This is a genomic window from Lampropedia puyangensis, from assembly GCF_004833285.1.
In the GTDB taxonomy this organism is placed as follows: Bacteria; Pseudomonadota; Gammaproteobacteria; order Burkholderiales; family Burkholderiaceae_C; genus Lampropedia; species Lampropedia puyangensis.
Map to the genome: position 1 here is coordinate 326,644 of NZ_STFG01000001.1, position 22,062 is coordinate 348,705.

Genomic DNA, 22,062 nt, shown 5'->3' on the forward strand with positions numbered 1-22,062 from the left:
ATCCGGTGGGTTCAGCCGGATGGTTGAAGATGGAGAGTTTCTGGGGTGGTATGTGCTCTTCTCGCGAAGCCGCATGTCCCCCGATAGCATATGGAATGCAAGGGCTTTACTGCAATAGGCCGTGTGCTTTCTAACGCTGCAACAAGGCCTGCCTGCGTCCAGTAAGCTGGCGTTTGCTTTTGTAGCGTGCCTGAAGGATGCTTTATGCCATCCTGCAGAGTGTGCGTCCTAAAATAGGCATTTGCTTTTTGGGAAAATGATTAAAGCCATGCGTATTCCGACCACTGCATACCGACCTATTCAAGCCCTGCCTGATACGTTGATCAGTCAGATCGCGGCGGGGGAGGTGGTGGAGCGACCCGCGTCTGTTGTGCGAGAGTTGCTGGATAACGCCTTGGATGCTGGGGCAAGCCAGCTGCAATTGAGGTTGCTGGCGGGCGGTATTCGCCATATCGTGATCGAGGACGATGGGCGCGGGATGCCTGCTGAGGATTTGGCTCTGTCCATTCATCGCCATGCCACCAGCAAAATTCGTTCGCTGGATGATTTGGAGTCGGTCATGACGATGGGCTTTCGCGGTGAAGCGTTGGCAGCCATCGGTTCGGTTTCGGAGCTGCGTATCACCTCTCGCACCGCCGACAGTGCCAATGCCATGATGCTGGATGCTTCCAGCGGTGAAATGGAGCCCGCTGCGCGCAGCGTGGGGACCACGGTGGAAGTGAAAGAGTTGTTTTTCTCAACCCCTGCGCGCCGCAAGTTTCTCAAATCTGAAACCACTGAATTAGGGCACTGCATTGAAGCGGTGCGCAGGCATGCACTGGCCCGGCCCGATGTGGACTTTGCAGTCTGGCATGGTGGCAAGTTGCAGTACCAATGGCGAGGTCCTGAATTGTCTCGTGCTCAAGAGCCAGACCATGGTGTTGATGCCGCAGGTTTTTTTGAAGGTTTGACAGAAACCTTTAAAGAGGTCGAGCGTGCACAGTGGGACAGGCGCATTGCTGATGTGATGGGCGCTGAGTTTATGGAGTATTCAGTTCCGGTAGACCACCAAGAAGCGGGCGTGCATGTGTATGGCCGTGCAGGCATGCCAACCCACTCGCGAAACCGGGCAGATCAGCAATATTGCTTTGTCAATGGCCGATATGTGCGTGAGAAAACCATAGCCCATGCAGCACGTTCTGCGTATGAAGATGTGCTGCATGGCCATCGTCAGCCGGTGTACGTGTTGTATGTGGAGATTGACCCGCATCAGGTGGACGTGAATGTCCATCCGACAAAGATTGAAGTGCGCTTTCGCGATGGGCGGCTTGTGCATTCAGCCGTGCGCCACGCGTTGGAAAAAGCCATTGCCCCTTCGCGTGCAACGACAGCCAGTGCTGCAGATGTGCAGGCGAACAACCCCAGTGCTGCTGCGCAGGAGTCTAAATACCCTTCCGGCTATGCGTGGCAGTCCAGTGCATCGCAGCAAGGTTTGGGTTTTGCTTCGGATATTGAGAAAACGCGGCAAACCTTGCATGCCTTGTGGGGGGAAAATGCCATAGCGGCTAAAGGGGCCGATGGGTTGGGGCGACCAGAAGTCGAGGGGCTTTATGCTTTGAATGAGTTCAGTGGCCCTGTCGCAAACGTGCAAGAGAGCGCAGTCTCTTGGGGCTATGAAGCCACACATGTAGGGGCTGTTGTTGAGGGCAGTGCTCACGTGCCGCAGACGCAAGCATGGGAGGCAGGGCTTGGTGAATATGCCTACGGCAGTACCAGCGCTCAGGAGATAGGCCACGTTGGCCAGTCAGCGAATACGGCACAAGAGTGGCCTTTGGGCAAAGCGTTGGCTCAGTTGCATGGTGTATATATTTTGGCGCAAAACCGCCAGGGTTTGGTGGTGGTGGATATGCATGCAGCCCATGAGCGCATTGTGTATGAGCGACTCAAAACTTTGCTGCATGATGCAGACATTCCAAGCCAGCCCTTGTTGATTCCTGCTACCTTTGTCGCAACACCCGTTGAAATGGCGACGGCAGAAAAACATGCGCAGACCTTGGTGCAACTCGGGTTGGAAGTGACCGTTTTGACTGCGGAAAAATTGGCCGTGCGGTCCGTGCCTTCGGAGCTGCGTATGGCTGATCCGGCCGAACTGGCACGCAGCGTTTTGGCTGAGTTGGCGCAGCATGAGCACAGCACCGTTTTGCAGCGCGCACGCGATGAAGTGCTAGCTACCATGGCATGCCACGGCTCCGTGCGTGCCAACCGGCAGTTGACGCTGGAAGAAATGAACGCCTTATTGCGTCAAATGGAGGCCACTGAACGCTCAGACCAGTGCAACCACGGTCGGCCGACGTGGCGGCAGCTGTCCATGTCTGTATTGGATCAGCTGTTTTTGCGTGGGCGTTGAGGGTGTGAGCAATGCCAGAGAAAACGCTATACACCGCTGTGTAAAATCGCCGGCATGAGTGATTATTCGTATTTGTTTTCTGTTGCGTTGCTGTTGTTAACACCGGGTCCCACGAACACCTTATTGTTTGTTGTAGGCACTGAAATACCGTGGTACCAAGGTATTCGCTTTATTGGTGTTGAGGTCGCAGGGTATTTGACTGCACTGATTTTGTGGCGTTACTTGGTGGTTTTTTTAAACAATACAGCGCCATCGATTTTGTTGGTGATCAAGATCGTTTCTGCGCTTTTCATTTTTTATTTAGCAACCAAGGTGTGGAGAAGTGCTAAAAAAATCAAGCAGAATCAGCCTTCAATACGGTTGGGAGCAATGTATTTCGCCACGCTTTTGAATCCGAAGGCTTTGATTTTTATTAGTGCAATTTTTCCTTTTTCGCATATTGTCGAACCAGAGACTTTTTCGATAGTGCTGTTTCAGTTCGTGGCTGTTTTGATTCCAATAGGTGCTTTGTGGATGGCGCTTGGGGCCAAATTCGCGGTTTTAATGGAAACAGAGGCCAGAGTAGTGGCATACCGTGTCACTTCGATTGTTCTGGGTGGTTTTTCCCTTTATGCGATTAAATCCGTGTTGATACAGTGACGTGCACAATTCAAAATTGTGGACGGTGCTTCGTTTTTTGGGGATGGCCGGGGCATTGTTTAAGCATCTTGTGATGCCAGTTGCTGGTTTGGTGTGCTTTCTTCTATCGTCACAGACCCTTTGAACCAACGCGCAATGCGTTGGTGCGTTTTTGGGCTTTGTCTTAGTTGCAGCTCTCCGCGGTCCAAGGCGTCCAATGCGCAGGCCATGGCAGGGTAAAACTGCTCTGAGTCGTAGGCAATCAAGACCAGATCCACGCCTGCATTCAATGCCCGTTTGGTGCTTTCGCAAATACCAAAGTGGTGGTAGAGCGCGCCCATGTTGATGTCGTCCGTGATAAATAGACCTTGGTAGTGCCATTCATGGCGCAGCATGCTGACCACTCTGGCTGAGAGCGATGCCGGGGTAGAAGGATCTAGATCAGTGAGTGTGACATGGCCCAACATGATGGCTGCTGCCTGTGGCATGGTTTGGCGAAAAGGAATCCAATCGGTTTGGTTCAGTACGCTAGTGGGGGCCTCTACTGTGGCGCTGAAATGGTGTGTATCACTTCTTGTTCGTGAAAGTCCTGGAAAATGTTTCAACGTCGCTTGAACGCCGCTGTGCTGTAGCCCATGGATATAAGCGCTTGTGGCTTCGGCCACCACATAGGGCGAAGCGCTTAAGGTGCGGCGATCGAGCTGAGTGTGCGTGTCGAATGTGATGGGATGGTTGTTGGTCGGGGTGAGATCTGTGACAGGGCCGAAGTTGAGGTTGACGCCTAAACTGCGAAGCTCTTGACCTTGTTCTGCGCCATACGCGTATACGGCGAGCAGCGCATCTGCAGAGGCCTTTGGAGAGTGGGGGCTTTCAACCTCCTCTTGCAAAGTGTTGGGAAAGTCGACTAACAGTTGTGCCAGGGCAGGTCTCGATGGCAGAGGTGGACTCATGTGCTGAACGGCGCCACCCTCCTGATCTGCCGCAATGATTAGCGGTGGTAAGCCGTTGCGTTGGCGCAGGCGCTGCAGGGCCATGATTTCTGTGCGAATTTGAAAAGGTGTTTTGCCCTGCACATTGGCGCTGCGTAAATAAATGCCCGCAATGGCGCCGCGCGCAGTGAGCGTTGCGGCTTCGTCAAAGTCGCGATAGCTGATGATGAAATGCCGGCCTAGAGTGGTCAGTGCTGGGCTGGAGCTGGAATGCGTGAGTACCAGCTTACGTGCATTGGAAAATGTCCATGCTTGCCAGCCAATGGCAACTGCACTACAGGTGAACAGGCCAGTCAAAACTACGCACTCCACGAGTTGGGCTGTGGTGCTGAGACTGCGTGCGTGCGCAGGTATTGCGGCACTTCTTTCATCTGAATGTGTTGGCTTTTGCCGTGCACGCCACTGCGCAGCAAGGCTCCAGGTGCAGAGCACACCGACAGCCAAGAGTGCGCCTGCGATGGGCAAAATCCAAGGGCGAATAACCAGCAGATAGGGCGTGAAAGGATCATATGCGAGTAGTGCTGCACCCAGCGCAGCCAGCCACACTAACGTTTGGCAGAATGCTTTGCTGAGGCGATAGTGCAAAAGCGTTTGTAAGGTGCTTGCTCGCATTTCAGCCTCCCTGCACTTCATGCTGGCTAGGTGCTGGTGGTGCGCTGCGTTTTGCCGGAGACTGTATCAAGCCGTACCAATCCATGTGCCGGGTGCCCAGCATGACGGCAGCCAGAGCGATAAAGAGCAGTAAGCTGCCCATCAACAGAGCGTTGTCCTCAGAAAGCAATATGCCGTAAACAATCCCATACAGTGCGGTGATGCCTGCACCCGCTGCAAACCCCTTGCGGGTACTGTGCAGGACAGCGCTGGTATAGGCCGTAAGCAGGAGAACGCAAGCTGTTGCTGCGATCAGGTAGGCGATGGCAAATGGCAAGTGCTCTGAAAGAGAGACCAGCAGCAGGAAAAATATAGCCAGAGCCAAGCCGACCAAGCCATATTGAATTGGATGGATTGCAGCGCGTTGGCTGGCCTCAAGCACGAACAGTGCGGAAAAAGTCAGCACTATGAATAGCAAGCCGTATTTGATCGCACGTTCTGATTGTTGGTACGTGTTGGCAGGCTCGACAAAGCTGACCTGCAGGCGCTCTTGGTTGTCGGTCATGCCCGCATCGAGTGCTTTGTCAAAATTGCGCGCCAGATGTGACACTTGCCATTGGGCGTTGTAGCCCCCATCACTGATGGCATGTGTGGTGGGGAGGAAGCGCCCTTGAAAACTGGGATGGGGCCAGTTTGATTGCATCGCCACGTCGGTTTGCGCTGCGGTTGGGGCTATTGCGATAGAGCTGGTGCCCATCACGTCCAGATTCATTTCAAAAGCGAGGTGATGAGTCTGACTCAAATCTATCGGGCCAAGGTCGGCGTAAATCGCTGCGGAGTCGAATGCCCCTTTATTGCCCGCTTGGAATGCGATTTCGCGATTGGATATGCGCAGTGCCGGGCTATTGGTAATGCCGCGTTGGTCACTGATGCCCAGCACCACATAGGCTTGGGCATCAACTACTTCGCCTAATGGCGTACCGCTCAAATACGGTTGAAGCGAGATGGTGCCCTGCAATGTCCATTGCGAACGAAACAAGTTGGCATGGTAAATGCCGCGTTTGCGTGCCTCTACAGCGGCATTACCTTGCCAAAGCGTGGTGCGGGGCGCAAGCAATTGCTTGTGGTGCACATAACGCGTTTTTGGAGGTAATGCCAAGCCGTCTTTGTCCCTGTCGGTTTCTGTGATTTTTTCGCGCCATTCAACCAAAACGACAGGGCCTGTGAGCACTTGTGCGCTTGCGGCTGCGTTGGCAATGTCTTGCTCCACGCTGGTTTGTAGCCACGCTCTCTCACGGATTTGTCCCAGAATCATCGACAAGGCCACTTGCAGGCCAATCACGATCACACCAATGATGGCCGCTTTCATCGCCAAACGGTATTGCATATGTGCTCCCCTTATTCGTTAGATGCAGTGCGGGGAGTGTGCAAATCTGTTTAGAAATCGGCGTGAATCGTCTGTGAAGCCTGCATGCGTGCAATGTGAAATGGTCTCGCTATTTGGTGGCTGCGGCCATATGTGCACCATTGATGTGCAGGCTGCGCCACCCTGAATGAGTTGCAAAAAGTTGCATTGTTGTGGGAAATAACTGTTTCAAATGGCTCGGCTGTAACAGGTTTGTGATTATTCTGTGGTCTGGTACTAACCCTTATAAGAAGGTATCCCATGAATACAACACAAGCCCCTGCGGCGCAGTACAACCTGCGTCGTTCGGTTTCCAATACGCTCAAGGGCTCAGCAGGTAACTTGGTGGAGTGGTATGACGTTTATGTCTATTCCGTTTTCGCCGTGTATTTTGAGTCGCAGTTTTTTGCTGCAGACGATAAAAATGCCACGCTGTATGTCTGGGCTATTTTTGCCATGACATTTTTAATGCGCCCGTTAGGAGCGTGGTATTTCGGTCGTTTTGCCGATCGCTATGGCCGCCGTTTGGCGCTCACGGTTTCTGTGACGATGATGGCTGCTTGCTCTTTCGTGATTGCAATTACGCCTTCTGCGGCCAGTATTGGCGCTGCTGCAGCGGTAATTTTGCTGCTGGCGCGATTAGTGCAAGGTTTCGCCACTGGCGGCGAATACGGCACCAGCGCGACCTATATGTCTGAGGCCGCGATCCCTGGCCGGCGAGGTTTTCTGTCCTCCTTTCACTACGTCACTTTGGTTGGCGGGCATGTTTTGGCGCAAGCCGTGTTGCTGTTGATGCTGACGTTTTTCGATAAGAGCGCTATCTCTGACTGGGGCTGGCGTGTTGCATTCGGCTTGGGTGGTATTGGCGCGATCGTAGTGTTTTGGTTGCGTCAAACCATGGACGAGTCCCTCTCTGCAGAACAAATCTCCAAAGCGCGTGAAGGCAAAGCCAAGAACACTGGTTCTTTACGGGAATTGTTCGTCAACCAATGGAGACCACTGCTGCTGTGTTTCTTGGTGACTGCGGGTGGAACCATTGCGTTTTATACCTATTCCGTTACCGGCCCCAAAATGATCCAAAGCGCTTTCTCGGGCGGCAGTGTGATGACTGGAACGCTGATCAACCTCGCGGCGTTGGTGTTGCTGATGGTGATGCAGCCTGTTGGAGGGTGGCTGTCAGATATCGTTGGTCGCAAAGCACTATTGGTATTTTTCGGTTTGGGAGGCGTGCTCTACACATGGTATTTGGTGCAGTATTTGCCGCAGCAAACGGATTGGCGCGTTGCATTTCTGGTACTGGCTGTGGGCTTTATCATTTTGACGGGCTATACCTCTATCAATGCTGTGGTGAAGGCTGAGTTGTTCCCAACCCATGTTCGCGCTTTGGGTGTTGGCCTGGGCTATGCGCTGGCCAATTCTGCATTCGGTGGAACTGCTCCTTTGTTCTACCAAGCTGCACTCAAAAGTGATCAAGTCACCACGTTTGTGGTGTATGCCACCGTGATGATGTTTATTTCATTGATCGTGTACGCCTTTTTCTTGCCCAAACAAGGTGACAACTGGCTTGATAATGAGCATGCCATGCAGAAAAAACACGGGCATTGAGGTTTGATGGATGCACCGTAAGGTGTGTTAATCGATCGAAAGAAACGACGGTGTAGAAACCGTCGTTTTTTTATTTTGAGATGCGTGATGTTTGTTTTTCTTTCCAGTCAATTCAGAGTGTGCGGCGAAGCCAGGGGACTGAATGCAGTAACCCCGCCACTGCGAAGGAAGATAGGAGCACTGCCGAGGAGACCAGCGGGATGAACAACCATGTTCCGAGTGTCTGCAAGGATTGCAGGTATGGGCTCAGCACCTCGATCAGCAAAGGATGGATCAGATAGACCCCAAAGCTCAGGCGTGCAGCCTGTGGCGTCCAGCGTCCCAGTATGGGGCGTGTCCATGATTGCAAAAGAACAAAGACCAGTAAAGACATGGGCAGCACGGTGATGCTCACATATTCATAAAAATACAAGCCTTTGGCCAAGCCTGACATTTGGCTGAGAACGTACAGCCCCAGCATGGTGGCGAGGATGCTCAGCAGCAGTAATCCAATTTGCACTGCCTTTGTACGGCTGGACTGAGCCGTCACGCTAGCACACCGTGGTGTCGCAGCCCAAACGTAATAGCCTAAGTAGGGCAAAAATAAAGTGAAAAATTGAGGTGCCGTGGCATGCTCCAACAATGCGAATGCAGCGTTGTGTAGCGCCCCTAGTGCCAATAGTGTCCATGCCAGGTGGCGCTGCTGCGCAATGGAGAGGTGTGCCATTAATCTTGCAAGCCAAGGGGTCACGAGAGACAAGCCAGTGAGCATGAATAAGAACCACAGATGAAAGTGTGGGGCTCCTCTGAGCCATTGCTCAGGCAAGGCTGCCCAAAGTGCGGTTCTGACTTGTGGAGTGGCTTGCCAAAGTTGCCATGCTTGGTAGAACAGTCCCCAAAACAGCAGGGGAATCAGCAAACGGCTGGCACGTTTTTTCAAGAAACCCAATGTGTCAGAGGTTACCGCAGTGGGTAGTAAAAGATAGCCGCTGAGCATGACAAACACCGGCACACACCAGCGTGTCGCACTGTCATAAGTATTGCCTGCCCACCAACTGTTGGAGCCTATAGGCGCAAAGACGACGGGGCTTGCTGAGATATGAAGCACCACCACCGCTACCGCAGCCACTAACCGGGCGTTGTCAATCCATGTATTGGCTATTGTGTGCGGTGTTTGGGGTGCGTTTGACATGCGCTTCTCTACATGATGGGGCGCATGCCATGGGCGTGTTTTCCCTGTGCGATGGGCTCATCAAGTAGTTGCCAGTATTGCTGGACTTTAGACATGCAATGCATGGCCTAAAGCGCGCAACGCAGCTTCCTGGATCGCTTCACCCAAAGTCGGGTGCGCGTGGATGGTGTGCGCCACATCTTCCAGGTAAGCGCCCATTTCCATCGATTGCGAGAAGGCAGCCACCAACTCAGCCACATGGCCGCCGACGGCTTGCCAGCCGAGAATGCGGTGGTTGTCTTTCCGAGCGACAACGCGGATGAAGCCTTCTGTATCTTCCAAGCTCATGGCGCGGCCGTTGGCAGAAAAGGGGAACTGTGCAGTCAACACCTCATGCCCTGCGGCCTTGGCTTCATCGGGCGACAAGCCTACGGAGACGACTTCAGGGTCCGTAAAACACACGGCTGGTATTTGCTGCGGCTGGAAGTGGCGGGTTTTTCCGCTGATGATTTCAGCCACCATTTCACCCTGTGCCATCGCGCGGTGCGCCAGCATGGGCTCACCGGTGACGTCACCAATCGCCCAAACATTTTTCATGCTGGTTTTGCATTGGTCGTCCACCAACACTGCGCGGCCTTTCATGGTCAGTTGCAGGCTTTCCAGGTTGTAGCCTTCGGTACGCGGTTTTCGGCCGACAGCCACCAACACTTGATCGGCCTTCAACGTGACGACCTTGGCGCTTTCATCGCCTGCAGGGCGAATCTCCACACCGGCGCCTTTGCCTTTGACGGCACCAATGACTTGGTGTTTCAAATACAGCTTGATACCGAGCTTTTCCAGACGCGTTTGCACGGGCTTGGTCAGCTCTGCATCGTAGGCGGGCAAGATGCGTTCTGCCGCTTCAATCACGGTGACTGCCACACCCAGTTTGCGGTAGGTGATGCCCAATTCCAAGCCGATATAACCGCCGCCCACCACAATCAATTGTTTGGGCAATTGCGCGGGGGAGAGGGCCTCGGTGCTGGAGATGACTTTGTCACCATCAAACGGCAGGATAGGCAGTTCCACCGGCACCGAGCCATTGGCGAGCAACAAATGCTCACACTGAATGCGGTGGGTGATCGTGCCATCTGCGCCACGCACGTCAACGGATTTGCCATCAACAATGTGCGCCCAGCCGTTGACCACTTGCACTTTTTGGCGTTTGAGTAATGCGCCTACGCCACCGGTGAGGCGTTTGACGATGTCGTCCTTCCACGCAATGGTTTTGACCACATCCAGCGCTGGTTTTTGCAGACTAATCCCAAGAGGGGAGGATTGGCTGGCAAAGTCTTGCACTTTGGCAAATTCACCCGCAGCATGGATCAAAGCTTTGGATGGAATGCAGCCAATGTTCAGGCAGGTGCCGCCCAAAGAGGCGCTTTCGACCAAAGTGGTTTGAATACCCAATTGGCCAGCACGGATGGCCGCGATATAGCCGCCGGGTCCGCCGCCCAAGACCAGCAGTTTGGTTTGTATGGTTTGCATGGTCAATCTCCTCAATCAATAAACAGGGTGGCAGGCGTTTCAAGCAGGCTGCGCACAGCCTGAATGAAGCGCGCAGCATCCATGCCATCGACCACACGGTGGTCGAACGAGGATGAGAGATTCATGGTTTTGCGTACCACGATCTGGCCATTCAAGACCACAGGCTTTTCGACCATGCGGTTCACGGCCACGATGCCCACTTCTGGGTAGTTGATCACTGGTGTGCTGACGATGCCGCCCAAAGGGCCAAGGCTGGAGAGGGTGATGGTGGAGCCACTCAGCTCATCGCGTGTGGCCTTGCCTGCCCGAGCTGCATCCGCCAAGCGTGACACTTCTGCGGCATTGCCCCACAAATCACGCGATTCGGCATGGCGCAGCACGGCAACAACCAAACCGTTGTCCGTTTGTGCGGCAATGCCCAAGTGCACTCCGTCGTAACGGGTGACCACGCCAGCATCGTCATCAAAGCGGGCGTTGATTTGGGGGAAGTCACGCAACGCCACCACCATCGCCCGCGCAATCAACGGAATCATGGTGAGCTTGCCGCGCTCTTTGCCGTATTGCGTATTGAGCTTGACGCGCAGGGCTTCCACTTCCGTCACATCCACTTCTTCCACATAGGTGAAGTGGGGGATGCGGCGTTTGGATTCCTGCATCTTCTCGGCAATTTTGCGGCGCAGGCCAATCACAGGCACTGCTTGTGCGCCGGTGCGTGGTGCATATTGCGCGCCGCTGGCACCGGCGCTGGCTGGGCCTTGTTGCCCTTGGATATAGGTATCCAAGTCTTCATGCAGGATGCGGCCTTGCGGGCCGCTGCCATTGACGAATTGCAGTTCAATACCTAAGTCCCAAGCGCGGCGGCGCACGGCAGGTGATGCCAGTGGCGCTTCGCCAAAGCTGCGTGGGGCAGCGGGTGCGCGAACCGTGCTGGTCGTTGAGGCGGGTGCCGTTTTAGTTGTCTGTGTTGGTGTTGTTGGTGCAGCAACGGGCGCAGGCGTGGCTGCCTTTGTTTCTACAGCCGCAGCAGATGCCGCTGCTTTCTCTGGTGCCACTGCTGCAGCAGGCGATGCCGCAGCCGCTTCAGCGCTGATATTGCCTTCGCCTTCGACTTCAATGCGAATCAGCTCAGAGCCGACCGCCATCATCTCGCCCAGTTTTCCGCCCAATGCCAGCACTTTGCCCGCCACGGGTGAGGGGATTTCGACGGCGGCCTTGTCGGTCATCACGTCTGCGAGGTTTTGATCTTCCTTGATGGTATCGCCCACTTGCACGTGCCACGCCACCAGTTCCACTTCTGCGATGCCTTCACCAATGTCCGGCATTTTGATGATATGAATACCCATGTTATGCCTCCATCACTTTTTTGAGAGCCTCGCCCACACGTGCGGGACCAGGGAAATACGACCATTCTTGTGCGTGTGGGTAGGGGATGTCCCAGCCCGCTACGCGCTCAATGGGCGCCTCAAGGTGGTAGAAGCAGTTTTCTTGCACAAGCGATAGCAGCTCTGCGCCGAAGCCGCTGGTTTTGGTGGCTTCATGTACCACCACGCAACGGCCCGTTTTCTGAACGGATTTGACGATGGTGGGCAAGTCCAGTGGCCAGATGCTACGCAGGTCAATGATCTCGGCATCCACGCCGGTTTCTTGCGCGGCAGCTTCAGCGACAAAGACCATCGTGCCATAGGCAATGACAGTGACGTCTTTGCCTTCACGCACCACTTTGGCGGAATCGAGTGGTACGGTGTAATGGCCATCGGGCACTTCGCCTAGCTCGTGTTTGGACCAAGGCACAACGGGTTTATCGTGATGCCCATCGAATGGACCGTTGTAGAGGCGCTTGGGCTCTAGGAAAACGACAGGGTCATTGTTTTCAATCGACGCAATCAGCATGCCTTTGGCGTCATACGGATTGCTTGGCATCACGGTGCGGATGCCACAGGTGTGGGTGAACAAGGCCTCCGGGCTTTGGCTGTGCGTTTGCCCGCCGTAAATACCGCCACCACAGGGCATGCGGATCACCATCGGGGCTGAAAAATCACCCGCTGAGCGGTAACGCAGGCGCGCCGCCTCGGACATGATTTGGTCTAAAGCAGGGTACACATAATCGGCAAACTGCACTTCGACTACTGGGCGCAAGCCGTACGCGGCCATTCCAACACCGGCACCGACAATGCCACTTTCTGTAATGGGGGCATCGAATACACGGTTCTTGCCGTATTTGGCTTGCAGGCCTTCTGTGCAGCGAAATACACCGCCGAAATAGCCCACATCTTCGCCATACACCACCACATTGCTATCGCGCGCGAGCATCACATCCATGGCCGAGCGCAAGGCCTGGATCATTGTCATTTTGGCCATGCTCAGACTCCTAGCTGTTGGCGCTGCGCAATCAGGTGCGCAGGCATGTGTTCGAACACATCGTCGAACATGTCGGCGGCGGTGCGTTGTTGACCACTGATCAAGGTGCCGTTTTGTTCGGCTTCTTTTTGTGCAGCAAGAACTTGGGCCTCTAGTTCGGCTTGCACTGCTGCGTGCTCCTGCTCGCCCCAGGCACCCAGACCGGTCAAATGTTTGGACAGGCGCAGGATGGGGTCGCCCAACGGAAAGCGTTGCCAATCATCTGCCGGGCGGTACTTACTTGGGTCATCTGAGGTGGAGTGCGGACCTGCGCGGTAGCTGACCCACTCGATCAAGGTGGGGCCAAAATTGTTGCGGGCGCGTTCAGCGGCCCAGCGTGAAGCGGCCAGCACGGCCAAGTAGTCGTTACCATCCACGCGCAGCGATGCAATGCCCATGCCCACGCCGCGTGCGGCAAAGGTGGCAGTGGTGCCGCCGGCAATCGCCTGGAAGGTGGAGATCGCCCATTGGTTGTTCACCACGTTAAGAATCACCGGTGCGTTGTAGACCTGTGCGAATACCAGTGCAGTGTAGAAATCTGCTTCGGCGGTGGCGCCATCGCCGATCCATGCGGTGGCAATGCGCGTGTCATGCTTGATGGCAGATGCCATGGCCCAGCCCACGGCCTGCACATATTGCGTGCCGAGATTGCCTGAGATGGAGAAGAAACCGTATTCTTTGGACGAATACATGATGGGCAGTTGGCGACCTTTGAGCGGATCGGCCGTATTCGAATAGATCTGGTTCATCATCTGAACCATAGGCATCCCGCGGGTGAGCAAAATGTTCTGTTGGCGGTACGAGGTAAAGCACATATCGTCCTGATTGAGCGACAGCGCTTGCCCTACGCCAATGGCTTCTTCACCTAGGCTTTGCATGTAGAACGAGGTCTTTTTTTGCCGCTGCGCAATCACCATACGCGAGTCAAACGCGCGGGTGAGCATCATCAGACGAAGGCCGTTGCGCAGCTCTTCTGTACTGGCTTGAGGATTCCATGGTCCAACTGCTTCGTGGTTCTCGTCCAGCACGCGAATGAGGCTGTTTTTCAGCGTGATGGTTTCTTCGTAGGCGCAGTCAGGACTGGGTCTTGCCACTTCGTCTGCGCGAGAGAGTTTGAGAAAAGAGAAATCGGTTTTTTCCCCAGGCCTGGCGGATGGTTCAGGGACTGTAAGGCGCAAAGGCCCCTTGCCCGGGCCTTTGGCGAGCCCTTTGGTTCTAGTCATGTTTGTCGTCTCCAGGTGGATTGTGTCCACCAACCTAATATTCAGGAAAGATGGGTGGCACCTTTCACGGATCTATGCCAATGGCGGGGTGTCGCAATTGGCGCTAGCAGCACAGCAATGTAGCAAGCCATTTGCCCAACGTGAGGTGGTGTAAACCCGCATTGCCATCGCTTGCGTTCGCAAGGGCATTGGCTTTCAGGTTTTTTGCAACTGTATTGGCTGGAAAGGTGTCTGCACGGGGCGCTGTTTATCCGTAAGATGCCGCCTGATTCAAGGTGATGCCCAAGCTTCTTATGTCTGACGCAAATAACCGCAACTTCAAGCAGATGCATTCGATGTGATCCTGCTTATTGTGTTTGCATTGCCGCAACCTGTCCTGATTTGGATGCATTCATGTCCTCTGTTATCGAACCATCGCCGAAAACGCTTTCCATGACGCAAGTACTGCTTTGCGGAGCCATGGTTGTCACGCTCTCTATGGGGGTTCGGCATGGCTTTGGTTTATGGTTGCAGCCGATTACTTCTCAGATGGGTTGGACGCGGCAGGATTTCTCATTGGCATTGGCCATTCAGAATCTGGCATGGGGTTTTTTTGGCGTTTTTGTTGGCATGGTGGCCGACCGATTGGGGGCGTTCAAGGTCTTGATTGCAGGGGCGTTGTGCTACTGCGCAGGCTTATTGGGGATGGCTTATGCGCCAACGCCCCTGTGGTTTGCCCTGTTTACAGGTGTGTTGCTGGGTTTGGCACAGGCTGGCACTACGTATGCCGTTGTGTATGGTGTCGTAGGTCGGCAGATTCCGATGGAAAAGCGCTCGTGGGCAATGGGGGTGACTGCTGCTGCTGGCTCTTTTGGACAATTTTTGATGCTGCCTGTTGAAGGCGGCTTGATTGGAACTCTGGGTTGGCAGGCCGCGTTAGTGGTGCTGTCAGTGCTGGTGCTCACCATCATTCCGTTGGCGTTTGGTTTGCGGGAGCCCGGTTTTGAACGCCGCCAAGCCAACCAGCCTGCAGTTGCGCATGCTGCTGACCAGACAATTGTGCAAGCCCTGCGTGAGGCGTTGGCGCAACCGAGTTTCTTATTGCTCACGGCAGGTTATTTTGTTTGCGGTTTCCAGGTGGTATTTATTGGTGTGCACATGCCAAGCTACCTGAGAGATTACCAACTGCCTGCCCATGTGGCGACTTATGCATTGGCTTTGATTGGTTTGTTCAACGTCTTTGGCACTTATGTGGCGGGGTGGCTGGGGCAAACCATGCCTAGGCGCAAGATCCTGTCCTTCATCTATTTTGCAAGGGCCATCGTTATCAGTGTATTTTTGGTCGTTCCCCTCAGCCCTATGAGCGTATATGTTTTTTCGGCCGTGATGGGGACTTTGTGGCTATCCACTGTGCCACCTACTAATGCGACGGTGGCCCAAATTTTTGGTGTGCGGCATTTATCCATGCTTGGAGGTGTGGTTTTCCTCAGTCACCAAGTGGGCAGTTTTATGGGCGTGTGGTTGGGAGGCTACCTGTATGACCGCACGGGCAGCTATGACATCGTTTGGTATATTGCCATCGGGTTGGGGATTTTTGCTGGCCTGGTGAATTTGCCTGTCAATGAGCAGCCCTTGGTCCGCAAAAGTCCCGCACAAGCTATAGCGTAAGGCGCAGTGAGTTTTGTTGGCGAAACGTGGTTTTTAAAGCGCTGTTGTCAGCGTCTGATGGAGGCAATTCGTTGTGAATAAGAACTTGGTCTTGCAGGCGCTGGCTTTGTCGTTTGCGCTTGGCGTACTGGGGGCAGTTTTTTTCCTCTACACCAGTCCAGAGCTGATGGTGCGGTTGGCTGAGCAGTTGTGGTCTTGTTTCGGGTAGATCGTGCTGAATAGTGCCGCTGCTACTTAATGACTGCCTGTGCGGTCAACTCTTGCTGCGGTTTTTAATGACGTGCAGCCCAAAGCGCATTAGATGCAGTTTGGGCTGCACTAGAATGGCATTCTTTTTGGCAGGTAATTCATTTTTCTTATGGCATCCTCTGCAATCGCTTTAACGGGCAGCATTGTCGCCCTAGTCACTCCCATGTTTGAAGACGGTCGTGTCGATTACCAGGGGTTGCGAAAACTGGTGGACTGGCATATCGAACAGGGCACTGACTGCATCAGCGTCGTAGGCACTACAGGTGAGTCCCCCACATTGACGCATGACGAACACCACGAAGTCATCCGTGTGACCGTTGAACATGCAGCGGGGCGTGTGCCAATCATGGCGGGCTGCGGTGCCAACTCCACCGCAGAAGCGATTTCCTTGGCGCAATACGCCAAAAAAGTGGGGGCGCAAAGCCAGTTGCAAGTGGTTCCGTACTACAACAAGCCAACGCAAGAGGGGCAATATCTGCACTTCAAGGCGATCGCTGAGGCAACCCCTGATTTGCCTATGTACCTCTATAACGTGCCGGGTCGTTCCGTTGCTGATCTGCACCACGACACTGTGCTGCGTTTGGCGCAAATTCCCAGCATCATTGGTATCAAAGAAGCCACAGGCGATATTGCCCGAGCACAGTGGTTGATTCGTGATGTGCCAGAAGATTTTGCCGTCTATTCTGGGGACGACCCAACTGCCATTGCATTGATGCTATGCGGTGGGCACGGTAATATCAGCGTAACAGCCAACGTTGCGCCTGCATTGATGAGTCAGTTGTGCAAAGCTGCTATTGCTGGCAATGCCAGTGAAGCCAATGCCATTCAACGCCAATTGCTGCCATTGCATAAAGCTTTGTTTAATGAGGCCAACCCGATTCCAGTGAAATGGGCGATGCATCGCCTTGGTTTGATTGGCCCCACTTTGCGCCAACCCATGACGCAACTGGCAGCACAATACCAGCCGCCACTTGAAAATGCCTTGCGCTCATTAGGGCTGTTGGCTTGATGGGAACTTGCGGGGCCAGAATGGCTCTGATGCCCTGTTGCGTTAGAGTCTATGTTTTTCTGTACTCGCGTTGGGTTTCATAGGCTGTTCTCCGGGCCAGCTCTTCAACATAATTTCGCATGACACGTTTGATTCCTATGTCCTCCAAATCTGCTGCTTTCACCCTCAGTCTGGCTGCAACAGCAGCGGTCTTGTCGGGCTGTTCGGTTCTGCAAAACGACAAAATTGATTACAAAAGTGCTTCTCGTGGCACATCGCTGGAGGTTCCTCCAGACTTGACGCAGCTGAGTACCGATGCCCGTTACAACGTGCCTGGCGGCGCTGTTTCGGCCAATGCTTTGCTGGCTACGCAAATCCGGCAAGGTGAAGGTGATCGTGTTGCCAGCGACCAAGTTGCAGACGTGCAAATTCATCGTGAAGGCAATGTACGTTGGCTCAGCGTGCCGCGTGCGCCTGATGTGCTGTGGGAACCCGTGCGACAGTTCTGGGCGGATAACGGTTTCGTCTTGGTGATGGATCAAGCGGCAATCGGAATCATGGAGACCGATTGGGCAGAAAACCGCGCCAAACTGCCACAAGACTTTATTCGTAACAGTTTGGGGCGTGTGCTCGACTCTTTGTATTCAACAGGGGAGCGTGACAAATTCCGTACGCGTCTTGAACGCCGCAGCGATGGTGGAACAGACATCTACATCACCCATCGTGGCATGGTGGAGGAATACTCCAACCGTGCACAAGACTCCACTATTTGGGTGCCGCGCGATGCCGATCCTGAGTTGGAAACAGAATTCTTGCGTCGTCTGATGGTGCAGTTGGGTGTGAGCGAAGAGCAATCCAATGCCATTGTGCAAGCTGGTTTAGCCAGTGGCAGCGTTACAGCTGGCGCAGCGCCATCATCTGCGGCAAGCACTTTTGCTGCTGCGCGAATGGTTACGTTGGACGCCGTTCCTGCATTGGAGTTACAGGACGACTTTGATCGGGCATGGCGCCGCGTTGGCACGGCCTTGGACCGCACTGGATTTACCGTAGAAGACCGTGACCGCTCGCAAGGGCTGTACTTTGTCCGCTATATTGCGCCAGATGCTGAGCGCGAGAAGCCAGGCTTCTTTGGCCGCGTCTTTGGTCAGGGCTCCTCTGCTCCTGCGCCAGTGCGTTACCGTTTGGTGGTGAAAAACCAAGGCCAACTTACGCATGTACAGGTGCAAGATGAGGCAGGAAACCTGGTGCCCGCAGGTCAAGCACAAGGCATCATCAAGTTGCTTTACGAAGATATGCGTTGATACCGCGATGCAGGTTGATGGTGCGTGAGAAGTTTTCGTTTCCGCAGCCTAGCCAGTGGAAGTGCTGGCAATGCCACTTTGATTGAAGCACCATGCGCAGCACAAAATGAGCCTTTTCGCGTACTGGTTGACTGTGGCTTGAATCTGCGCCAGTTGCGCGCACATCTTCATCATGATGGCTTGGATGTCAACGATATCCAGGCTATTTTTGTGACCCATGAACATTCAGACCATGTGGGTGCTTGCTTTGACCTAGCCGCACGCCTGCAGATTCCTGTGTGGAGTAGTTATGGGACTTGGCACGGTGCAGGGCAGCCCGATTGTGCAGGGATGTGGCAACCTGCATACGATGGCCAAGCCATTTTGTGGGGCGATATGAGTGCCACACCATTCACCGTGCCACATGATTCCCGCGAGCCGCTGCAACTGGTTATTACACACAACCAGCAACGGCTGGCATTGCTAACAGATTTGGGGCATGTGACAGAACATGTCTTGGCCCACGTGCGTGGTTGCCATGCCATCCTTCTGGAGTTCAATCATGACCCTGATTTACTGCAGAACTCTCGTTACCCTGCATTCTTAAAGCGCCGCATCAGTGGGCGTTTAGGCCATTTGTCGAACGCAGCAGCGGCTGCGTTGCTGCGCGAAGTCATTCACCCGGGCTTACATGCCGTTGTTGCTGGGCACCTGAGCAAGCAAAACAACCAGGTAGCTCATGTGCAGCAGTGGATGCAGCAGGCCACGCAGGGTTATCAGGTTGTGTTGTCGATTGCAAGCCAAGAACTGGGTTCCCCTTGGGTGGAGCTACCTTCTTCTTCGGTATGCAATAGCACGCAGGTATTGATTGAACAAACAATTGCAGGGATCTTAGAATCTCCGCTTGAGGCCATTGTGGTAACAAGCGCAGTGGCTGACACGGAAGGCAGCCCTTATGCGACATAGTTAACAGGGCATTGAAAAATCCTGCGCATGCATGACTTTAGACTGCTGGTGGGCCTCACGTTTTGACTTGGGGTTTATTCTTGTATGTTTGCCAGTCAAAGCGATGCAGTAGAGCACGCGATTCGTCGTTTTGCACTCAACCAAACATCAAAGCGGACAAGAAAGCCTTTTGAAGGGTGATTTCGAGCCTGCAGGGCCAAAATTAGCGTAAAAATTTTGCACTACGCGTACCAACTGCCGCTCACTAGGGATGCCAACAGGTAGTCCTGCAATAGCAATTTGAATAACAGTACTGGACCGAGTGCTGGGCTACCCGTTGTGTGCGCAGTACAAGTGGGTTAATCGTTTGCGTATGAACGCCAGATTGATCGTCACTGAATCTTGCGCACTAGGTGATCGGCTGGAACTCAAGAATTCCAGTGTCACCATCTCCAGCTCTTGGAGGTAAGCCCTTTGGGTTTTGAGCATGGACCCTATTACGAAGAAACCCTCCGTTTTACGGGAGGGTTTTCTAGAAGTCTCAGCGCCTGCATGCAGGCGCTTGGGAGTTTGTGAAGGCGCTGGACGTTATAGTACTTTTGCGATTGACGAGGCCACGTGGGCCAGGTTTTTCTCATTCAATGCAGCTACGCAGATGCGGCCACTGTCGGTGCCGTACACACCAAACTCACTGCGCAAGCGCACCATCTGTTCTTTGCTCAAGCCGGAGTAGCTGAACATACCCACTTGGGTGGTGATGTAGGACAAGTCTTGTGTGACGCCTGCTGCTTTGAGTCCGTCAACCAGCTTTTGGCGCATGGCTTTGATGCGCACACGCATTTCGCCCAACTCTTTTTCCCACAAAGCGCGCAATTCATCGTTGCCCAGCACGTAGGCCACAACAGCTGCGCCGTGTGTTGGTGGGTTGGAGTAGTTAGTGCGGATAGTTACTTTCAACTGGCTCAACACGCGGCCAGCTTCTTCTTTGTCTTGGGTGACGACAGACAAAGCGCCAACGCGCTCTCCGTAGAGGCTGAAGCTCTTGGAGAAAGACGTGGAGACCAAGAAAGTCAGGCCAGCTGCAACGAACTTGCCAACGACGGCCCCATCTTCAGCCAAGCCTTGCGAGAAGCCTTGGTAAGCCATATCGAGGAATGGAGTCAGATTTTTAGCTTTAACCACTGCAATGATCTGGTCCCATTGGGCGTCAGTCAGATCGTAGCCTGTAGGGTTGTGGCAACAAGCGTGCAATACCACGACGGTGCCTGCTGCGGCTGCATTCAGGTCGGCTAACAAGCCATCGAAGTTGATGCTGCGGCTGGCGGCATCGTAGTAGGCATAGGTGTCGACTTCAAAGCCTGCGTTCTGGAAAATGGCGCGGTGGTTTTCCCAGCTTGGGTTGGAGATCAATACTTTGACGTTGGGGTTGAGCTTGTGCAAAAAGTCTGCACCGACTTTCAGGCCGCCTGTGCCGCCAATGGCCTGAATAGTCGCGACGCGGCCTGAGGTGACGGGCTCAGAGCCTTTGCCAAACACCAATTCTTTGACCGCTTGGTCGTATGGTGCCAGACCATCGATAGGCAAATAGCCACGGGCTTTTGGGGTGGCTTGCAGTGCCGCTTCCGCCTTTTGCACCGCTTGCAGCAAAGGGAGTTTGCCGTTTTCGTCGAAGTACACGCCCACGCCCAAGTTCACTTTGTTGGGATTGGTGTCGGCGGCAAATTGTTCGTTCAGGCCCAAAATGGGGTCGCGCGGGGCCAGTTCGACGGCGGAAAACAATGACATGAAACGTCCTAGATGGGTTAAAAAAGACAAAAAGCCAAGGAGAAACCCTAGCCGTGCAAGATTGTAGAACTTTCACGCCAGTGTGGGGAACTGGTGTTGCACTTGCCATGCACCCATCAGGTGCAATTCCAACAGTTTGTGTATTGCGCACACTGTACAAAGTATGCGGGCTTTGGAGTGTTCAGGCGTCTAAGTCGCCTGGGCGCTTTTCAGTCCAGAGTGATATTGGCCGCCTTAATCACCGCACTCCATTTGATTCGTTCGGCTTGGATGTAGGCATCCATTTCTGCGGGGGTACTGGGAGTTGACTCCAAACCCAAACTGCTGAGTTTTTCTTGCAACTCAGGCGTTTGCATGACTGCTGCCATGGCTCGGTTCAACTGCATGGCTATGTCGGCTGGGGTGTTGGCTGGCACGACGATTCCTTGCCATGCATAAGCCTCAAAACCATCAAGCCCTTGTTCTTGCAAGGTGGCAATGTTGTCGAAATTTTTCACGCGTGAGGCACTGGCTACGCCAATGGCACGCAGACGACCTGAATGGATGAATTGTTGCCCAGCGGCGGTATCTACGAACATGAAGGGTACTTGCCCGCTAATGACATCTTGCACGGCAGGGGCCGCACCACGGTAAGGGATGTGCGTGAACGTTAGTCCTGATTTTTCACGCAGCAGCTCGGAAGCCAGATGGTGCGGACTGCCTGCGCCTGGGCTGGCGTAATCGGCGCCTTGGTGGGCTTGGGCCCATTTCAGGAATTCTTGCCAATTGCGAGCTGGAACATCAGGGTGCACGACCAAAATCAAAGGGAAGCGCACCGTTAATCCAACCGAGGCCAAATCTTTTTGCGCGTCATATGACAGTTTGCTGTACAGGTAGGGGTTGGCCGCCAAGGTGCCTGTGTCGGCCGAAAGGAGCGTGTAGCCATCAGGTTTGGCGCGTGCGGTGTAGTCTGCCCCAATGTTGGTGGCTGCTCCGGGTTTGTTGCTTACAACCATGGGTTGTTTTAGCACTTTGCCCATGGCTTCGGCCAAGGTGCGCGCGACCACATCGGTACCCCCTCCTGCGGGATAAGGCACGACCCATTCAATTGGTTTGCTGGGATAATTTTGGCCAAAAACAGCTGGGGTGGCCAAAGCCAATAAAACCGTTGCGCTGGCCAAGGCCAGGCGTCGTGTCCATCGTTGCATGCGCGTGTCTCCTGAATAAACAAGGTGTGCATGGCCCGCTCAATCAGGTGCAGGCAGGTGCACGTTTTTTTGATAAGGCCATTCTAAAAG

17 protein-coding genes and 1 pseudogene are annotated in these 22,062 nt (G+C 54.0%); 8 read left to right on the forward strand and 10 right to left on the reverse strand.

Features of this window, described 5'->3' with window-relative positions; translation table 11 throughout:
• The first annotated feature begins 268 nt into the window (after positions 1-268).
• A complete protein-coding gene (gene mutL, locus E9531_RS01315) occupies positions 269-2,386 on the forward strand; it encodes a DNA mismatch repair endonuclease MutL (protein WP_211343342.1) in 2,118 nt (705 codons plus the stop codon).
• 54 nt (positions 2,387-2,440) lie between these two features.
• A complete protein-coding gene (locus E9531_RS01320) occupies positions 2,441-3,025 on the forward strand; it encodes a LysE family translocator (protein ID WP_136571933.1) in 585 nt (194 codons plus the stop codon).
• A gap of 59 nt (positions 3,026-3,084) precedes the next feature.
• On the opposite strand, the gene E9531_RS01325 is transcribed toward E9531_RS01320, so the two are convergent.
• Both E9531_RS01325 and creD read right to left on the reverse strand, forming a co-directional pair.
• On the reverse strand, positions 3,085-4,605 hold the full coding sequence (locus tag E9531_RS01325; protein WP_158291693.1) for a glycoside hydrolase family 3 N-terminal domain-containing protein: 1,521 nt from the start codon (positions 4,603-4,605) through the stop codon (positions 3,085-3,087).
• A gap of 1 nt (position 4,606) precedes the next feature.
• Positions 4,607-5,971, reverse strand: coding sequence for a cell envelope integrity protein CreD (gene creD, locus E9531_RS01330; RefSeq protein ID WP_136571935.1), 1,365 nt, complete (start codon positions 5,969-5,971; stop codon positions 4,607-4,609).
• A gap of 279 nt (positions 5,972-6,250) precedes the next feature.
• On the opposite strand from creD, the gene E9531_RS01335 reads away from it, so the two are divergent.
• Positions 6,251-7,594, forward strand: coding sequence for an MFS transporter (locus E9531_RS01335; protein WP_136571936.1), 1,344 nt, complete (start codon positions 6,251-6,253; stop codon positions 7,592-7,594).
• Positions 7,595-7,706: 112 nt separating this feature from the next.
• On the opposite strand, the gene E9531_RS01340 is transcribed toward E9531_RS01335, so the two are convergent.
• From E9531_RS01340 to E9531_RS01360, 5 genes are all read right to left on the reverse strand, one after another.
• Positions 7,707-8,765 carry an acyltransferase gene (locus E9531_RS01340; protein WP_136571937.1) on the reverse strand — a complete coding sequence of 353 codons (1,059 nt, stop codon included), beginning with the start codon at positions 8,763-8,765 and terminating at the stop codon, positions 7,707-7,709.
• Positions 8,766-8,852: 87 nt separating this feature from the next.
• Positions 8,853-10,271 carry a dihydrolipoyl dehydrogenase gene (lpdA, locus tag E9531_RS01345; RefSeq protein WP_136571938.1) on the reverse strand — a complete coding sequence of 473 codons (1,419 nt, stop codon included), beginning with the start codon at positions 10,269-10,271 and terminating at the stop codon, positions 8,853-8,855.
• Between the two features lie 11 nt (positions 10,272-10,282).
• Positions 10,283-11,614 (reverse strand): dihydrolipoamide acetyltransferase family protein, encoded by a 1,332-nt coding sequence (locus E9531_RS01350; RefSeq protein ID WP_136571939.1) that lies wholly within the window; start codon positions 11,612-11,614, stop codon positions 10,283-10,285.
• 1 nt (position 11,615) lies between these two features.
• Positions 11,616-12,620, reverse strand: a complete 1,005-nt coding sequence (locus E9531_RS01355) for an alpha-ketoacid dehydrogenase subunit beta (RefSeq protein ID WP_136572237.1) — start codon at positions 12,618-12,620, stop codon at positions 11,616-11,618.
• Positions 12,621-12,631: 11 nt separating this feature from the next.
• Complete coding sequence (locus E9531_RS01360; protein WP_136571940.1) at positions 12,632-13,891, reverse strand: thiamine pyrophosphate-dependent enzyme; 1,260 nt, start codon at positions 13,889-13,891, stop codon at positions 12,632-12,634.
• Positions 13,892-14,284: 393 nt separating this feature from the next.
• Between E9531_RS01360 and E9531_RS01365 the strand changes: the two genes are divergently transcribed.
• The 5 genes from E9531_RS01365 to E9531_RS01380 all read left to right on the forward strand — a co-directional run bounded on the left by E9531_RS01365 (position 14,285) and on the right by E9531_RS01380 (position 19,021).
• Positions 14,285-15,538, forward strand: coding sequence for an MFS transporter (locus E9531_RS01365; RefSeq protein WP_211343343.1), 1,254 nt, complete (start codon positions 14,285-14,287; stop codon positions 15,536-15,538).
• A 73-nt stretch (positions 15,539-15,611) separates the two neighbouring features.
• Positions 15,612-15,746, forward strand: a complete 135-nt coding sequence (locus E9531_RS17890) for a hypothetical protein (protein ID WP_280177164.1) — start codon at positions 15,612-15,614, stop codon at positions 15,744-15,746.
• Positions 15,747-15,896: 150 nt separating this feature from the next.
• Positions 15,897-16,796: a 4-hydroxy-tetrahydrodipicolinate synthase gene (gene dapA, locus E9531_RS01370; RefSeq protein ID WP_136571941.1), complete on the forward strand. Its 900-nt coding sequence runs from the start codon at positions 15,897-15,899 to the stop codon at positions 16,794-16,796.
• Positions 16,797-16,915: 119 nt separating this feature from the next.
• Positions 16,916-18,076 (forward strand): outer membrane protein assembly factor BamC, encoded by a 1,161-nt coding sequence (bamC, locus tag E9531_RS01375; protein WP_425293545.1) that lies wholly within the window; start codon positions 16,916-16,918, stop codon positions 18,074-18,076.
• Positions 18,077-18,100: 24 nt separating this feature from the next.
• The gene (locus E9531_RS01380) at positions 18,101-19,021 is read left to right on the forward strand and encodes an MBL fold metallo-hydrolase (protein ID WP_136571942.1); all 921 of its coding nucleotides are present in this window, start codon (positions 18,101-18,103) and stop codon (positions 19,019-19,021) included.
• A 216-nt stretch (positions 19,022-19,237) separates the two neighbouring features.
• Here the strand turns inward: E9531_RS01380 and E9531_RS17965 are convergent.
• From E9531_RS17965 to E9531_RS01390, 3 genes and pseudogenes are all read right to left on the reverse strand, one after another.
• Positions 19,238-19,489 (reverse strand): annotated as a pseudogene (locus E9531_RS17965) (transposase); the annotation flags it as partial.
• A gap of 99 nt (positions 19,490-19,588) precedes the next feature.
• On the reverse strand, positions 19,589-20,785 hold the full coding sequence (locus E9531_RS01385) for an amino acid aminotransferase (protein WP_136571943.1): 1,197 nt from the start codon (positions 20,783-20,785) through the stop codon (positions 19,589-19,591).
• Positions 20,786-20,994: 209 nt separating this feature from the next.
• Positions 20,995-21,972 (reverse strand): Bug family tripartite tricarboxylate transporter substrate binding protein, encoded by a 978-nt coding sequence (locus E9531_RS01390; RefSeq protein ID WP_136571944.1) that lies wholly within the window; start codon positions 21,970-21,972, stop codon positions 20,995-20,997.
• Positions 21,973-22,062: the final 90 nt, after the last annotated feature.

Excerpts from the sequence above, each read along its gene's own strand:
- mutL (WP_211343342.1), top strand. The coding sequence starts at position 269 with ATGCGTATTCCGACCACTGCATACCGACCTATTCAAGCCCTGCCTGAT.
- E9531_RS01320 (WP_136571933.1), top strand. The coding sequence starts at position 2,441 with ATGAGTGATTATTCGTATTTGTTTTCTGTTGCGTTGCTGTTGTTAACA.
- E9531_RS01325 (WP_158291693.1), bottom strand. The coding sequence starts at position 4,605 with ATGCGAGCAAGCACCTTACAAACGCTTTTGCACTATCGCCTCAGCAAA.
- creD (WP_136571935.1), bottom strand. The coding sequence starts at position 5,971 with ATGCAATACCGTTTGGCGATGAAAGCGGCCATCATTGGTGTGATCGTG.
- E9531_RS01335 (WP_136571936.1), top strand. The coding sequence starts at position 6,251 with ATGAATACAACACAAGCCCCTGCGGCGCAGTACAACCTGCGTCGTTCG.
- E9531_RS01340 (WP_136571937.1), bottom strand. The coding sequence starts at position 8,765 with ATGTCAAACGCACCCCAAACACCGCACACAATAGCCAATACATGGATT.
- lpdA (WP_136571938.1), bottom strand. The coding sequence starts at position 10,271 with ATGCAAACCATACAAACCAAACTGCTGGTCTTGGGCGGCGGACCCGGC.
- E9531_RS01350 (WP_136571939.1), bottom strand. The coding sequence starts at position 11,614 with ATGGGTATTCATATCATCAAAATGCCGGACATTGGTGAAGGCATCGCA.
- E9531_RS01355 (WP_136572237.1), bottom strand. The coding sequence starts at position 12,620 with ATGACAATGATCCAGGCCTTGCGCTCGGCCATGGATGTGATGCTCGCG.
- E9531_RS01360 (WP_136571940.1), bottom strand. The coding sequence starts at position 13,891 with ATGACTAGAACCAAAGGGCTCGCCAAAGGCCCGGGCAAGGGGCCTTTG.
- E9531_RS01365 (WP_211343343.1), top strand. The coding sequence starts at position 14,285 with ATGTCCTCTGTTATCGAACCATCGCCGAAAACGCTTTCCATGACGCAA.
- dapA (WP_136571941.1), top strand. The coding sequence starts at position 15,897 with ATGGCATCCTCTGCAATCGCTTTAACGGGCAGCATTGTCGCCCTAGTC.
- bamC (WP_425293545.1), top strand. The coding sequence starts at position 16,916 with ATGACACGTTTGATTCCTATGTCCTCCAAATCTGCTGCTTTCACCCTC.
- E9531_RS01385 (WP_136571943.1), bottom strand. The coding sequence starts at position 20,785 with ATGTCATTGTTTTCCGCCGTCGAACTGGCCCCGCGCGACCCCATTTTG.
- E9531_RS01390 (WP_136571944.1), bottom strand. The coding sequence starts at position 21,972 with ATGCAACGATGGACACGACGCCTGGCCTTGGCCAGCGCAACGGTTTTA.